Source organism: Streptomyces sp. NBC_00078 (assembly GCF_026343335.1).
In the GTDB taxonomy this organism is placed as follows: Bacteria; Actinomycetota; Actinomycetes; order Streptomycetales; family Streptomycetaceae; genus Streptomyces.
In genome coordinates this window covers 1,565,743-1,578,712 of record NZ_JAPELX010000001.1, presented here as the reverse complement: position 1 = coordinate 1,578,712, position 12,970 = coordinate 1,565,743, and the positions used below count along the sequence as shown (strand labels likewise).

Genomic DNA, 12,970 nt, shown 5'->3' with positions numbered 1-12,970 from the left:
GCTCGCACGGGATCCCGACACCATGTCATGGCCGTCCGCCCGAAGATCCGGCGCGGAGCGGCCCGAGAGGGAGTACGAGAAGGTGGCAGCACCTAAGAAGGGCCGAAGCGCGAGCGCCCAGAGCAAGCCAGGGCGCTCGCTGGCCCTCATCCTGATCGCCATCGTGGCGCTCACCGGAGGAATGTTCGCCTCGGGTCATACCACTCCGCGTCTCGGCATCGACCTTGCCGGTGGTACGAGCATCACGCTTCAGGCGGAGAACGAGCCGGGCCAGCCCAACGCAATCAACAAGACCAACATGGACACCGCGGTCGCCATCATGAACCGCCGTGTCAACGGTCTGGGCGTGTCCGAAACGGAGGTCCAGACCCAGGGCGCCAGCAACATCATCGTCAACATCCCCAAGGGCACGAACTCCAAGCAGGCGCGGGAGCAGGTCGGCACCACCGCCAAGCTGTACTTCCGGCCGGTGCTCACCACCGAGGCCTCCGGCGCCGCCGCCACGACCAGCCCGACGCCGAGTGCCTCCAGCAGCCCCTCGGGCAAGGCGACCGGTAAGCCGAAGGCAACCTCGTCCTCCTCCGCGAGTCCCTCGGCCACCGCCACCTCGCAGGGTCGCGCCGTGACCGACGCGCTGAAGGCGGACTCGACGCCGAGCGCCAGCGCGAAGGCGTCCTCCAGCCCCTCCCCGTCGCCGAGCGGTAGCTCCGCCGCCAGTGACGCGGCCGCCAAGCTGAAGGCGCAGTACGCTGCCCTCGACTGCACCAAGCAGTCGGTCCGGACCACCGCCGGCCAGGGGGCCAAGCCCACCGACCCCACCGTCGCCTGCGGCCAGAACTCGCAGCATCAGTGGCAGAAGTACGTTCTCGGCCCCGCCGCCGTCGACGGCACGGACGTCAAGAAGGCGCAGGCCGTCTTCAACACGCAGACCGCCGCCGGCTGGACCGTCACCATGGACTTCACGTCCCAGGGCGCCAAGAAGTTCGCCGACATCACCGGCCAGCTGGCCAAGAACCAGACCCCGCAGAACCAGTTCGCGATCGTCCTCGACGGCAACGTGGTCTCCGACCCGTACGTCAAGCAGGCGCTGACCGGCGGCAATGCAGAGATCTCCGGCAGCTTCAACCAGCAGGAGGCCCAGGGCCTCGCCAACATGCTGTCCTACGGCGCGCTCCCGCTCTCCTTCAAAGAGCAGAGCGTGACCACCGTGACCGCCGCGCTCGGCGGCGAGCAGTTGCACGCCGGTCTGGTCGCGGGCGCGATCGGCCTCGCTCTGGTCGTCATCTACCTGCTGGCGTTCTACCGCGGTCTGTCGGTCGTCGCGATCCCCTCGCTGCTGGTGTCCGCGATCCTCACCTACGTGATCATGTCGCTGCTCGGCCCCGCGATCCACTTCGCGCTGAACCTCCCGGCCATCTGCGGCGCGATCGTCGCGATCGGCATCACCGCGGACTCGTTCATCGTGTTCTTCGAACGCATCAGGGACGAGATCCGCGAGGGCCGCACGCTGCGCCCCGCCGTCGAGCGGGCCTGGCCGCGCGCCCGGCGCACCATCCTGGTCTCCGACTTCGTGTCGTTCCTGGCCGCCGCCGTGTTGTTCATCGTGACCGTCGGCAAGGTCCAGGGCTTCGCGTTCACGCTCGGTCTGACCACCGTGCTCGACGTGGTCGTCGTCTTCTTCTTCACCAAGCCGCTGATGACGCTGCTCGCCCGACGTAAGTTCTTCGCGAGCGGCCACAAGTGGTCGGGGCTCGATCCGAAGGGCCTGGGCGCCAAGGCCCCCCTGCGCCGCACCCGCCGTCCCTCCGGCCCCGTCGCCGGCCCTGTCGACCCGAAGGAAGCGTGAGCGATGTCGAAACTCGGCAACCTCGGCGCCCGACTCCACCGCGGCGAGATCAGCTACGACTTCGTCGGCAAGCGCAAGATCTGGTACGGCATCTCCATCCTGATCACCATCACCGCCATCGTCGGCCTGGCGGTGCGCGGCCTGAACATGGGCATCGACTTCCAGGGCGGTGCCGTCTTCACGACCGGGAAGACCAGCGTCTCGGTGGCCCAGGCGGAGACCTACGCGTCCAAGGCCGCCGGCCATGACGCGGTGGTGCAGAAGCTCGGCACCGGCGGCCTGCGCATCCAGATCGCCGGCATGGACACGGCGAAGTCGGACGCGACGAAGGCCAAGCTGGCCAAGGACATGAACGTGTCCGCCGAGTCCATCGCCGCCGACCTGGTCGGCCCGAGCTGGGGTGACCAGATCGCCAACAAGGCCTGGGAGGGCCTCGGCATCTTCATGGTCCTCGTGGTGATCTACCTGGCGATCGCCTTCGAGTGGCGAATGGCGCTCGCGGCCCTGGTCGCGCTGATCCACGACATCACCATCACGACCGGTATCTACGCCCTGGTCGGCTTCGAAGTCACGCCCGGCACGGTCATCGGTCTGCTGACGATCCTCGGTTACTCGCTCTACGACACGGTCGTCGTCTTCGACAGTCTCAAGGAGCAGACGAAGGACATCACCAAGCAGACCCGCTTCACCTACAGCGACATCGCCAACCGCTCGATCAACGGCACCCTGGTCCGCTCGATCAACACCACGGTCGTCGCGCTGCTGCCGGTCGCGGGCCTGCTGTTCATCGGCGGCGGCTTCCTCGGCGCCGGAACGCTCAACGACATCTCGCTGTCGCTGTTCGTCGGCCTCGCGGCCGGTGCGTACTCCTCGATCTTCATCGCCACGCCGCTCGTCGCGGACCTCAAGGAGGCCGAGCCGCAGATGAAGGCCCTGAAGAAGCGCGTCCTCGCCAAGCGGGCCCAGGCCGCCGCCGAGGAGGAACTGGCCGGGGCGCGCCTCGGCGTGGACGAGCCGGAGGACGCGGCCCCGGCCGTCGTCGGTCCGCGCGACCAGCCCGCGTCCCGCAACCGCGGCCGTGGCCGTCCCTCCGGGAAGCGCCGATGACGGACATCAAGGAGCTGCTGCTCAGCCGCATCCGGGATGTGGCCGACTACCCGGAGCCGGGTGTGATGTTCAAGGACATCACCCCGCTCCTGGCGGACCCGGCGGCCTTCACGGCGCTGACGGACGCGCTGGCCGAGATCGCCACGAACACCGGTGCCACGAAGGTGGTCGGTCTGGAGGCCCGCGGCTTCATCCTCGGCGCCCCGGTCGCCGTCCGGGCCGGACTGGGCTTCATCCCGGTCCGCAAGGCGGGCAAGCTCCCCGGAGCGACGCTGAGCCAGGCCTACGACCTGGAGTACGGCTCGGCGGAGATCGAGGTGCACGCGGAGGACCTGTCCGCCGACGACCGCATCCTGATCGTCGACGACGTCCTCGCCACGGGCGGCACCGCCGAGGCCTCGATCCAGCTGATCCGCCGGGCGGGCGCCGAGGTCGCCGGCCTCGCGGTCCTGATGGAGCTGGGCTTCCTTCGTGGCCGCCCCCGCCTGGAACCGGCGCTCGCGGGCGCACCACTGGAGGCCCTGCTCCAGGTCTGACACCGCAGTACCTCACCACGAAACGGCCGGCCCGGCCTCACCGGGCCGGCCGTTTCGCACGTCAGCGGCCCCACGGGTCACGCCCCGGGCGTGCCCCGTGCGGGGCCCGGCCCTACGTCGTGCGCCCCCACACGGCTCCAGAACCGCCTTGCGGCCCGCGGGCCCACCTGGCCGCTCACCCCCGCTTCAGCGCCGCCCCTCGGCATGCCTGCGGTCCCCGCAGCCCCCATGCGGCCTTTGGGCCTGTGTGTCCGGCGGCTTCTGTGCGGCCTTTGGGCCTGTGCGCGGTCCCGCAGCTTCCCCGCGGTCTTTCAGACCGCGTGCGGTCCCGCAGCTCCCCCGCCACCTCGGCCCTCGTGCCACCCCGCCACCCCGCCACCTCGGCCCTCGTGCCACCCCGCCACCTCGGCCCTCGCGCCACCCCGCCACCCCGCCACCTCGGCCCTCGTGCCACCCCGCCACCCCGGCCCTCGTGCCACCCCGCCACCTCGGCCCTCGCGCCACCCCGGCCCCCGTCCGCCCCCGGCCCCGCGCCCCCGCCAGCTCTCCGTCACCCCCAAGACGCCCCCAGCTCGCCCCGAAGCCGTGCTCGGGAATCCGGCAGGTGCCTCTTCTGTTTCGTGGGTAGACGGTCCTCACAGTGGCCTGAAGGCGATCCTGCGGCCCAGGATCGCTACCATGGGGTCTCCGGAGCCTGACCGGGGGACCCGGATCGCGCACGAGGAGTCCTCTTGCCAGACGAGGCCCAGCACCTGACCGCCGCCAAGCCCGAGTCCGCCTCGGCAGCCGCGGCCAAGCCCGCGCCGAACACACCGCACGCGAAGAACGACGCCCGCGGGCCGGTCGAGCACGCCCAGGCGGCCCCCGTAGGCAAGTCGGCCGAAGAGTCGCGCCCCAAGCCGTCCCCCGCTCTCGACTCCGCCCAAGCGGCGGGAGCCCCCTCGGGCGAGCGAACCGCACCCACGCCGCCCGCGGTCCGCCCGAACACCGGCCAGCCCGCCCGCTCCGGCTCCTCCAACCGCGTCCGCGCCCGGCTGGCTCGCCTCGGCGTCCAGCGCTCCAACCCGTACAACCCCGTGCTGGAGCCGTTGCTGCGGATAGTGCGCAGCAACGACCCGAAGATCGAGACCGCCACGCTGCGGCAGATAGAGAAGGCCTACCAGGTCGCCGAGCGCTGGCACCGCGGCCAGAAGCGCAAGAGCGGCGACCCGTACATCACCCACCCGCTGGCCGTGACCACGATCCTCGCCGAGCTGGGCATGGATCCGGCCACCCTCATGGCCGGGCTGCTGCACGACACCGTCGAGGACACCGAGTACGGCCTCGACCAGCTGCGCCGCGACTTCGGCGACTCGGTCGCGCTGCTCGTCGACGGCGTCACGAAGCTGGACAAGGTCAAGTTCGGCGAGGCGGCGCAGGCCGAGACCGTGCGCAAGATGGTCGTAGCCATGGCCAAGGACCCGCGCGTCCTGGTCATCAAGCTCGCCGACCGCCTGCACAACATGCGCACCATGCGCTACCTCAAGCGCGAGAAGCAGGAGAAGAAGGCGCGCGAGACGCTGGAGATCTACGCGCCGCTCGCCCACCGCCTCGGCATGAACACCATCAAGTGGGAGCTGGAGGACCTCGCCTTCGCGATCCTCTACCCGAAGATGTACGACGAGATCGTGCGGCTCGTCGCCGAGCGGGCGCCCAAGCGGGACGAGTACCTGGCCATAGTGACCGACGAGGTCCAGCAGGATCTGCGGGCCGCGCGGATCAAGGCCACCGTCACCGGCCGCCCGAAGCACTACTACAGCGTCTACCAGAAGATGATCGTCCGCGGACGCGACTTCGCGGAGATCTACGACCTGGTGGGCATCCGTGTACTGGTCGACACGGTCCGCGACTGCTACGCCGCCCTCGGCACCGTGCACGCGCGATGGAACCCGGTCCCCGGCCGGTTCAAGGACTACATCGCGATGCCCAAGTTCAACATGTACCAGTCGCTGCACACGACGGTCATCGGCCCCAACGGCAAGCCGGTCGAGCTGCAGATCCGCACCTTCGACATGCACCGCCGCGCCGAGTACGGCATCGCGGCGCACTGGAAGTACAAGCAGGAGGCCGTCGCCGGCGCCTCCAAGGTGCGCTCGGACCAGCCGAGGACCACCGGCAAGGACGACCACCTCAACGACATGGCGTGGCTGCGCCAACTCCTCGACTGGCAGAAGGAGACGGAGGACCCCGGCGAGTTCCTGGAGTCCCTGCGCTTCGACCTGTCGCGCAACGAGGTCTTCGTCTTCACGCCGAAGGGCGACGTGATAGCGCTGCCGGCCGGTGCCACCCCGGTGGACTTCTCGTACGCGGTGCACACCGAGGTCGGCCACCGGACCATAGGAGCGCGGGTCAACGGCAGGCTCGTACCGCTCGAATCCACCCTGGACAACGGCGACTTGGTGGAGGTCTTCACCTCCAAGGCGGCCGGCGCGGGCCCGTCCCGCGACTGGCTGGGCTTCGTGAAGTCGCCGCGTGCCCGCAACAAGATCCGGGCCTGGTTCTCCAAGGAGCGCCGCGACGAGGCGATCGAGCAGGGCAAGGACGCCATCGTCCGCGCGATGCGCAAACAGAACCTGCCGATCCAGCGCATCCTCACCGGCGATTCACTCGTCACGCTCGCGCACGAGATGCGTTACCCGGACATCTCCGCGCTGTACGCGGCGATCGGCGAGGGCCATGTCTCCGCGCAGAACGTCGTGCAGAAGCTCGTTTCCGCACTCGGCGGCGAGGAGGCCGCCACCGAGGAGATCGACGAGTCGGTCCCGCCGACCAGGAGCCGCAGCCGCAAGCGCCGCTCCAACGCCGACCCGGGCGTCGTCGTCAAGGGTGTCGACGACGTGTGGGTCAAGCTGGCCCGCTGCTGTACGCCGGTCCCCGGTGACCCCATCATGGGTTTCGTCACGCGCGGTAGTGGCGTATCGGTTCATCGCAACGACTGCGTGAACGTGGGCTCACTGTCCCGCGAGCCCGAGCGCATCCTCGAGGTCGAGTGGGCGCCCACCCAGTCCTCGGTCTTCCTGGTCGCCATCCAGGTCGAGGCACTGGACCGCTCCCGGCTCCTGTCGGACGTCACCCGCGTCCTGTCCGACCAGCACGTCAACATCCTGTCCGCGGCCGTCCAGACCTCCCGCGACCGGGTCGCCACCTCACGCTTCACCTTCGAGATGGGCGACCCGAAGCACCTCGGCCACGTTTTGAAGGCTGTGCGGGGCGTGGAGGGCGTGTACGACGTGTACCGGGTGACGTCGGCGCGCAGCAGGTCGTAGAGCCGTGAGGAGTTGTAAGGAACCGTAGGGGATTCACACGCAGGGAAAGGGCCCCGTACACGAGGTACGGGGCCCTTTCCCTGCGTCTCGTCAGGCGGTCAGCCGCCGAACTCGTGCAGGCCCTTGAGTGCCTGGTCCAGGAGTGCCTGGCGGCCCTCCAGCTCCCGTTCGAGCTTGTCGGCCCTGGAGTTGTTGCCCTGGGTCCGGGCCTGCTCGATCTGGCCCCGCAGCTTGTCCACGGCCGCCTGGAGCTGGCCGGTCAGACCCTCGGCACGCGCGCGTGCCTCCGGGTTCGTCCGGCGCCAGTCGGCCTCCTCGGCCTCCTGGATGGCGCGCTCGACGGCGTGCATCCGGCCCTCGACCTTCGGCCGGGCGTCGCGCGGCACATGGCCGATGGCCTCCCACCGCTCGTTGACCGAGCGGAACGCGGCGCGGGCCGCCTTCAGGTCCGTGACCGGGAGGATCTTCTCGGCCTCCCCGGCCAGCTCCTCCTTGAGCTTCAGGTTCTCCGACTGTTCGGCGTCCCGCTCGGCGAAGACCGAACTGCGGGCGGCGAAGAACACGTCCTGGGCGCCACGGAAGCGGTTCCACAGGTCGTCCTCGTGCTCGCGCTGGGCGCGGCCCGCGGCCTTCCACTCCGTCATCAGGTCGCGGTAGCGCGCCGCCGTCGGACCCCAGTCCGTCGAGCCGGACAGCGCCTCGGCCTCGGCGACCAGCCGCTCCTTCGTCCTGCGGGCCTCCTCGCGCTGCGCGTCCAGCGAAGCGAAGTGGGCCTTGCGACGCTTGGAGAACGCCGACCGGGCATGCGAGAAGCGATGCCACAGCTCGTCGTCCGACTTGCGGTCCAGGCGCGGCAGACCCTTCCAGGTGTCCACCAGCGCCCGCAGCCGCTCACCGGCCGACCGCCACTGGTCGGACTGCGCCAGCTGCTCCGCCTCGGTGACCAGATCCTCCTTGGCGTGCCGAGCCTCGTCCGACTGCTTCGCCCGCTGCTGCTTGCGCTCCTCACGACGCGCATCGACGGTCTGGACCAGCTTGTCCAGACGAGTCCGCAGGGCGGCCAGATCGCCGACCGCGTGGTGCGCGTCGACCTGCTCGCGGATGTGGTCGATGGCGGTCTGCGCGTCCTTCGCGGACAGGTCGGTGGTCTTCACGCGCTTCTCGAGGAGGCCGATCTCGACAACCAGGCCCTCGTACTTGCGCTCGAAGTAGGCCAACGCCTCCTCAGGGGAGCCGGCCTGCCAGGAACCGACGACCTGCTCGCCCTCGGCCGTACGCACGTACACGGTCCCCGTCTCGTCGACGCGGCCCCACGGGTCGCTGCTCACAGCGCCTCCTCCACATGATGCCTGCGAAGGGCCTCACTGCCCCCGGGCATCGTCCACAGTTTCGTCACGGCCAACATAGGCGACCGGCGGGTTGCCTGTCCGCATCCCGCGCGACCGAAATTCCGCACTTGACGCTCAGGATTTGGTGACCGTCGCCTTGTTGATCACGACCGTTGCGTTGGGCGCCGAGTTGCCGCTCGTGGGGTCGACGGCCTGCGCGCCAGCGGCGGCGATCTTATTCAGGACCTTCATGCCCGACGCGGAGATCGTGCCGAACGGGGTGTAGTCGGGCGGCAGCGGACTGTCCTGGTAGACGAGGAAGAACTGGCTGCCGCCGGTATTGCGACCCTGCTTTTTCTGCGGATCGTAGTGGTTGGCCATAGCGACCGTACCCGCCGGATACATGTTCCCCTTGAGGCTCTTGTCCTTCAGGTTCTCGTCGGGGATCAAGTAGCCGGGACCGCCGGTGCCGGTGCCCGTGGGGTCGCCGCACTGCAGGACGTAGATGCCCTGGGTGACCAGCCGGTGGCACTTGGTGTGGTCCAAGTAGCCCTTGCCGACAAGGAAGTTGAACGAGTTGACGGTTCGCGGCGCCGCCGACGCCTTCAGCGCGATGTCTATGTCACCGCATGTCGTGGCGAGATCCATCGTGTACTTCGCCGACTTGTCGATGGTCAGCGCCGGCTCCTTCTTCCAGCTCAGCTTCTTCACCGAGCCCTTGGCCGGCTTCGCGCACGGGTCCGGCGCCTTGCTGGTTGGGGGGGCGCTGGGCGTCGTCTCCGCGCTCGCCTTGGCCTTGCCGTCGTCCTTGAGCGCACCGGTCGTGTAGAGCGCCACACTGCCGATCACGACCACGCCGAGCACCGACGCGATCACCGAGTTGCGCATGTTCGCCTTGCGGCGCGCGGCCGTACGCCGCTGCTGCTGGCGCAAGAACTTCTCCCGGGCGAGCTGACGCTTCCGCTGTTCCTGGGTGACCACCGGGTTCTCTCCTCGTGCGTCTCGTATGTCGACTGGGACGCGTGCGTCTTGTGAGTCGACCGCCTGCGTGTGCCCCGTACCGTATATGGGTTCGCTGAGGATTCGGCAGCGCCGGTAGGCTCTGGCAGAGGCTGCAGCCATTCGTTCACAGCTGCAGCGGCTGCCCGTATCGACACAACGAAGGACGATCGTGCTCATTGCCGGGTTCCCCGCCGGGGCCTGGGGGACGAACTGTTATCTCGTCGCCCCCGCCGCCGGAGAGGAGTGCGTGATCATCGACCCGGGCCATCAGGCCGCCCAAGGTGTCGAGGAAGCGCTGAAGAAGCATCGGCTCAAGCCCGTCGCCGTCGTCCTCACCCACGGTCACATCGACCATGTGGCCTCGGTCGTCCCGGTATGCGGCGCGCACGACGTGCCGGCATGGATCCACCCCGAGGACCGCTACATGCTGGCTGACCCGGAGAAGGCGCTCGGCCGTTCCATCGGTATGCCGCTGATGGGCGAGCTGACGGTGGGGGAGCCGGACGACGTCAAGGAGCTGACCGATGGCGCGCGGCTCGCGCTCGCAGGTCTGGAGCTGTCCGTCGCGCACGCGCCCGGACATACCAAGGGGTCGGTGACGTTCCGGATGCCCGAGACCACGGAGATTCCTTCCGTGTTCTTCTCCGGGGATCTGCTGTTCGCCGGCTCCATCGGACGCACCGACCTGCCCGGCGGCGACATGGCCGAGATGCTCGACTCGCTGGCCCGAGTGTGCCTGCCGCTCGAGGACTCGACCGTGGTGCTGTCCGGCCACGGCCCCCAGACGACCATCGGCAAGGAGCGCGCCGCCAACCCGTATCTGCGGCAGGTGGCCGCCGGCCCGGGAGCCGGCGCCGACGCTCCCCGACGAGGAATGTGACGAGACCTTCCGTGAGCACCTTCAAGGCCCCCAAGGGCACGTACGACCTGATCCCGCCGGACAGCGCCAAGTTCCTGGCGGTCCGTGAGGCGATCGCCGCACCGCTGCGCAACGCCGGCTACGGCTACATCGAGACGCCCGGCTTCGAGAGCGTGGAGCTCTTCGCGCGCGGTGTCGGCGAGTCCACGGACATCGTGACCAAGGAGATGTACGCCTTCGAGACCAAGGGCGGCGACAGGCTCGCCCTGCGCCCCGAGGGCACCGCCTCCGTGCTGCGCGCTGCGCTGGAGGCCAACCTGCACAAGCTGGGCAACCTCCCGGTCAAGCTCTGGTACTCGGGCTCCTACTACCGCTACGAGCGCCCCCAGAAGGGCCGCTACCGGCACTTCTCGCAGGTCGGCGCCGAGGCGATCGGCGCGGAGGACCCGGCGCTGGACGCCGAGCTGATCATCCTGGCCGACCAGGCGTACCGCTCGCTGGGCCTCAGGAACTTCCGCATCCTGCTGAACAGCCTGGGCGACAAGGAGTGCCGTCCGGTGTACCGGGCGGCCCTGCAGGACTTCCTGCGCGGCCTGGACCTGGACGAGGACACCCTGCGCCGCGCCGAGATCAACCCGCTCCGCGTCCTGGACGACAAGCGTGAGTCGGTCCAGAAGCAGCTCGGGGACGCCCCGCTGCTGCGCGACTACCTCTGCGACGCCTGCAAGGCCTACCACGAAGAGGTCCGCGAGCTGATCACGGCGGCGGGCGTCGCCTTCGAGGACGACCCCAAGCTGGTGCGCGGTCTGGACTACTACACCCGTACGACCTTCGAGTTCGTCCACGACGGTCTGGGTTCGCAGTCAGCGGTGGGCGGCGGCGGCCGTTACGACGGGCTGTCGGAGATGATCGGCGGCCCCGAGCTGCCGTCCGTCGGCTGGGCCCTCGGCGTCGACCGCACCGTCCTGGCGCTGGAGGCGGAGGGCGTCGAACTCGAACTCCCCTCCACGACCAGCGTGTTCGCGGTGCCGCTGGGGGAGGAGGCGCGGCGTGTGCTGTTCGCGAAGGTCACGGAGCTGCGCAAGCTCGGCATCGCCACCGACTTCTCCTACGGCGCCAAGGGCCTCAAGGGCGCCATGAAGAACGCCAACCGCAGCGGCGCCCGCTACACGATCGTCGCCGGTGAACGCGACCTCGCCGAGGGCGTCGTCCAGCTCAAGGACATGGAGTCCGGCGAGCAGACGGCGGTCGGGGTGAACGAGATCGTGGCGGAACTGGAGTCCCGGCTCGGCTAGTCCGTCCGTCACGACCGTCCGCCGCGTCGTCGAGGGCGCCGGATGCCCGCAGGGGTATCCGGCGCCCTCGTCATGGTCGAGCAGCCCGAAGCGCGTCGCACTCGTCACCGCCGCCGTCCGGTCGTCGACCTCCAACTCGCCGAAGGCGCGCACGAGGTGGGTCTTCACTGTCGACTCGCCGATGAACAGACGCCGGCCCGTCTCCGCGTTCGTGCAGCCCTTCGCCACCAGCCGCAGAACCGCCGTCTCCCGCTCCGAGAGCCGCGGCCGCTCCGGTCTTGTACGCAGCCGGTCCACCAGTCGCACCGCCACCGACGGCGCGAGCACGGCCTCGCCACGCGCGGCCGCCCGCACCGCCTCCGCCGACTTACCCCGTGGCATGTCCTTGAGCCGGCAACCGGCCGCGCCAGCCTCGCCTTCCCCCGCAGGATGTCCCGGTCCGTCTCGTGCGTCGCCAGGAGCTTCACCCAGCACGACAGCCCCGCCTCTCCCTCTCCCATCCGCACGATGGAGTCAACGCCCCCGCCGCCCGGCATCCGCAGGTCCATGAGCAAGGGCGAAACGGCGTACGGTCTCGCGCACCGTCAACCCGGTGAGTCCCGATTCGTCCTGCCAGACGATTCCGACACGCGACCTCCACGCGCGCGTGCCGGTCGCCGGGTCCGACCCGAGCACCGACACCTCGCCCGCGTCCCTGGAGCGGTCGCCCTGGAGGATCTCCACCGTGGTGCTCCTGCCCGCGCCAGTGGGCCCCAGCAGGCCGAACACCTCGCCCCTGCGGATCCTGAGATCGATGCCGTCCACGGCGGTCACGTCCCCGTACCGCTCGCGCAGCCCCCGTACGTCCACCGCGAGTTCGTTCGCGTGCGCTGTCATGCCGTCCACCATTGTCCGGAACCGAACGCTCAGGGACGACCGTGCGTACTTCCTTATGTCCACCGAACGGTGGACAGTGGCCACGGTGCGGCACAATGGCCCCTGCCAGAAGAAGGTCCAACTCTCAAGCAGACGGAATCGGCGTGATGAGCAAGACCACTGTCAAGGACGTCTCCACCGAGCCCGAGCCCGCTCCGGACCATGACCCCGCCGGACCGCCCACAGTGGGCGGCAGCCGTGCGTTCGCGCTCCTGCTGGTGATCACCGGCGCAGCCGGTCTGCTCGCCGCCTGGGTCATCACGATCGACAAGTTCAAGCTGCTTGAGGCCAAGGTCGAGGGCAAGACGTTCACCCCGGGATGCAGCCTCAACCCGGTCGTCTCCTGCGGCAGCGTCATGGAGTCGAAGCAGGCCGCCGCCTTCGGCTTCCCCAACCCGATGCTCGGCCTGGTCTGCTACGGCATCGTGATCTGCGTCGGCATGAGCCTGCTCGCCCGCGCCCGCTTCCCGCGCTGGTACTGGCTCACCTTCAACCTCGGCACGCTCTTCGGCGTGGCCTTCTGCACCTGGCTGCAGTTCCAGTCGCTCTACCGCATCAACGCGCTGTGCCTGTGGTGCTCCCTGGCCTGGGTCGCGACGATCACGATGTTCTGGTACGTGACCTCGTTCAACATCCGCAACGACCTGCTGTCCGCCCCGCGCTGGCTGAAGAGCTTCTTCGGCGAGTTCACCTGGGTCGTGCCCGTGCTGCACGTCGGCATCATCGGCATGCTCGTCCTGACCCGCTGGTGGGACTTCTGGACCAGCTGACCCCTGG

The 12,970-nt window shown here is 69.3% G+C and carries 9 protein-coding genes and 2 pseudogenes; 7 read left to right on the top strand and 4 right to left on the bottom strand.

What is annotated here, in order from left to right; all coding sequences use genetic code 11:
• The first annotated feature begins 82 nt into the window (after positions 1-82).
• From secD to OOK07_RS07270, 4 genes are all read left to right on the top strand, one after another.
• Complete coding sequence (gene secD / locus OOK07_RS07285) at positions 83-1,846, top strand: protein translocase subunit SecD (RefSeq protein ID WP_266795597.1); 1,764 nt, start codon at positions 83-85, stop codon at positions 1,844-1,846.
• Positions 1,847-1,849: 3 nt separating this feature from the next.
• A complete protein-coding gene (gene secF, locus OOK07_RS07280; protein WP_266795596.1) occupies positions 1,850-2,953 on the top strand; it encodes a protein translocase subunit SecF in 1,104 nt (367 codons plus the stop codon).
• Positions 2,950-3,489 carry an adenine phosphoribosyltransferase gene (locus OOK07_RS07275; RefSeq protein WP_266678023.1) on the top strand — a complete coding sequence of 180 codons (540 nt, stop codon included), beginning with the start codon at positions 2,950-2,952 and terminating at the stop codon, positions 3,487-3,489. Before secF ends, OOK07_RS07275 begins: the two co-directional genes overlap by 4 nt.
• Positions 3,490-4,220: 731 nt before the next feature.
• Entirely contained in the window at positions 4,221-6,794 is a 2,574-nt protein-coding gene (locus tag OOK07_RS07270; RefSeq protein ID WP_266678021.1) for a RelA/SpoT family protein, read from the top strand.
• Between the two features lie 98 nt (positions 6,795-6,892).
• On the opposite strand, the gene OOK07_RS07265 is transcribed toward OOK07_RS07270, so the two are convergent.
• Together OOK07_RS07265 and OOK07_RS07260 are read right to left on the bottom strand one after the other, a co-directional pair.
• The gene (locus OOK07_RS07265; RefSeq protein ID WP_266678020.1) at positions 6,893-8,122 is read right to left on the bottom strand and encodes a DUF349 domain-containing protein; all 1,230 of its coding nucleotides are present in this window, start codon (positions 8,120-8,122) and stop codon (positions 6,893-6,895) included.
• A gap of 135 nt (positions 8,123-8,257) precedes the next feature.
• The gene (locus OOK07_RS07260; protein WP_266795594.1) at positions 8,258-9,103 is read right to left on the bottom strand and encodes a peptidylprolyl isomerase; all 846 of its coding nucleotides are present in this window, start codon (positions 9,101-9,103) and stop codon (positions 8,258-8,260) included.
• 190 nt (positions 9,104-9,293) lie between these two features.
• On the opposite strand from OOK07_RS07260, the gene OOK07_RS07255 reads away from it, so the two are divergent.
• Positions 9,294-10,004, top strand: a complete 711-nt coding sequence (locus OOK07_RS07255) for an MBL fold metallo-hydrolase (RefSeq protein WP_266795592.1) — start codon at positions 9,294-9,296, stop codon at positions 10,002-10,004.
• A gap of 11 nt (positions 10,005-10,015) precedes the next feature.
• A complete protein-coding gene (gene hisS / locus OOK07_RS07250) occupies positions 10,016-11,278 on the top strand; it encodes a histidine--tRNA ligase (RefSeq protein WP_266795591.1) in 1,263 nt (420 codons plus the stop codon).
• A gap of 75 nt (positions 11,279-11,353) precedes the next feature.
• On the opposite strand, the pseudogene OOK07_RS07245 reads toward hisS, so the two are convergent.
• Both OOK07_RS07245 and OOK07_RS07240 read right to left on the bottom strand, forming a co-directional pair.
• Positions 11,354-11,832 (bottom strand): annotated as a pseudogene (locus OOK07_RS07245) (LuxR C-terminal-related transcriptional regulator); the annotation flags it as partial.
• A 1-nt stretch (position 11,833) separates the two neighbouring features.
• Positions 11,834-12,154, bottom strand: a pseudogene (locus OOK07_RS07240) (ATP-binding cassette domain-containing protein); the annotation flags it as partial.
• Between the two features lie 146 nt (positions 12,155-12,300).
• Between OOK07_RS07240 and OOK07_RS07235 the strand changes: the two are divergent.
• A complete protein-coding gene (locus tag OOK07_RS07235; RefSeq protein WP_266795589.1) occupies positions 12,301-12,963 on the top strand; it encodes a vitamin K epoxide reductase family protein in 663 nt (220 codons plus the stop codon).
• The last annotated feature ends 7 nt before the right edge of the window (positions 12,964-12,970 follow it).